Below are 2,311 nucleotides of genomic sequence, written 5' to 3' on the forward strand. Positions count from 1 at the left end.
CGCGGGTGTATGTGTTGGATGCTGGTCTGTCGCCGGTGCCGGTGGGTGTGGCGGGTGAGTTGTACATCGCGGGTGTGCAGTTGGCGCGGGGGTATGTGGGTCGTCCCGGGTTGACGGCCGAGCGGTTCGTTGCGGATCCGTTCGCCGTGGTGGCCGGTTCCCGGATGTACCGGACCGGTGACGTGGTGCGCTGGACCCCGGACGGGGTCCTGGAGTTCGTCGGGCGCGCCGATGCCCAGGTCAAGGTGCGGGGCTTCCGTATCGAGCCGGGCGAGATCGAGGCCGTCCTGACCGGGCACGAGCAGGTGGGGCAGGCTGCCGTGGTGGTCCGGGAGGACCGTCCGGGCGACAGGCGTCTGGTTGCCTATGTGGTTGCGGCGGCGGGCACGGTCTCGACCGGACCGGACACGGCCGCGTTGCGTGGGTTCGTGGCGGAGCGGCTGCCCGACTACATGGTGCCGTCGGCGTTCGTGGTCCTCGACGGCCTGCCGTTGACGCCGAACGGGAAGCTGGACCGGCGGGCCCTGCCCGCCCCCGCGGCCGCTTCCGACACGGTGGCAGGCACCGGGCCACGCACACCACAGGAGGAGATCCTGTGCGGCCTGTTCGCCGAAATCCTCGGAATCCCCCGCGTCTTCGTCGATGACGGGTTCTTCGAACTGGGCGGCGACAGCATCCTGTCGATCCAACTCGTGGCACGCGCCCGCGCCGCCGGCCTGGTCCTCTCCCCACGGGAAGTGTTCGAACACAAGACCGTCGCCGCCCTGGCCACGGTTGCCACCGTGACGGACGGGCCGGCGGCAACCGAGACCGACAACGCCGACACGGGCGTGGGCACGGTGCCCCTGACCCCGGTGATGCACCAGATCCGCGAACGCGGCGGACCACTGGCCGGATTCTCCCAGTCGATGCTGATCGTCACCCCGGCAGAACTGTCACTCAAGACACTGACCGCGATGGTGCGCTGCGTCCTGGACCAGCACGACGTCCTGCGGATGCGGGTCACCCACAGCTCTGACTCCCCCCACGACTGGGGCCCCGACTGGGGCCTGGAAGTCCTGCCCACGGGCACCGTGGACCCGGCGAACTGCGTGCACCGGGTCAACGTCACGGACACAGCGGACCACCACCTCGAGGAACTGGTACTGGCCGAGGCGACCGCAGCACGGGAACGTCTGGATCCGCAGGCCGGTGTGATGATGCAGGCCGTGTGGTTCGACACCGGCACCGATGCACCGGGCCGTGTCCTGCTGGTCCTGCACCACCTCGCGGTCGACGGAGTGTCCTGGCGCATCCTGCTGCCCGACCTCACAGCCGCATGGAACGCCCTGAGCACAGGCCGTCCAGCCAGCCCCGCCCCGGTGGGAACCTCCTTCCGCGGCTGGGCCGGCCACCTGAACCACCTGGCCCACACCCCCGAACGCACCGCCGAACTGGGCCTGTGGCAGACCATGGTGACAACCCCCGGCATCCGCCTGACACCACACCCACTCGACCCCTCACGGGACACCGCCGAAACCGTACGCAACCTCACAGTGACACTCTCCACCCAGGAGACCCGCCCCCTGCTGAACGAAGTGACTACCGCCTTCCACACCGGCCTCGAGGACATACTCCTGACAGCCCTCGCCCTGGCAGTCACCCGCTGGCACCACAACACCCCCCACCCCGACACCACGAACACCGGCACCACCAGCGGCATCCTCGTCGAACTCGAAGGACACGGCCGCGAGGAAGTCGTCCAAGGAGTCGACCTGACACGCACCATGGGCTGGTTCACCAGCACCTACCCCCTGCGCATCGACCCCGGCACCTTCGACACACACGAGGTATGGGCAGGCGGCACCCACACCGGCACAGTCATCAAACGAATCAAGGAACAACTCCGCTCCATCCCCGACCGCGGCCTGGGCTACGGCCTGCTGCGCCACCTCAACACCCAAACAGCCCCCACACTCGCACACGGAACACGACCCGAGATCGGCTTCAACTACCTCGGCCGCTTCACCACCGGCAACGACGGCCCCTGGCACATCGCCCCCGAATCCGTGGCCCTGGGCAGCGGACTACACCCCCACACCCCAGTCCCCCACGCACTGGAAATCAACGCAGTCGTCCAAGACAGCAACGACGGCCCCCACCTGCACATCTCCTGGTCCTGGGCATCACACCTACTCGACGAAACAACCATCACCCAGATCTCCACACACCTCGTCGAGGCACTCAAAGCAATCACCCGACACACCGCCACCCCCGACGCAGGCGGATACACCCCCTCCGACCTACCCCTCGTCTCCCTGAACCAGACAGA

1 protein-coding gene is annotated in these 2,311 nt (G+C 68.1%); it reads left to right on the plus strand.

All coding sequences use genetic code 11. The features are described 5' to 3' along the window. Window positions 1-14: 14 nt before the first annotated feature. The coding region (locus MXD57_RS31170; protein ID WP_250405571.1) for a condensation domain-containing protein at window positions 15-2,311 on the plus strand (2,297 nt) is incomplete at its 3' end.

Source organism: Streptomyces cellostaticus (assembly GCF_023630175.1).
GTDB lineage: Bacteria > Actinomycetota > Actinomycetes > Streptomycetales > Streptomycetaceae > Streptomyces > Streptomyces cellostaticus_A.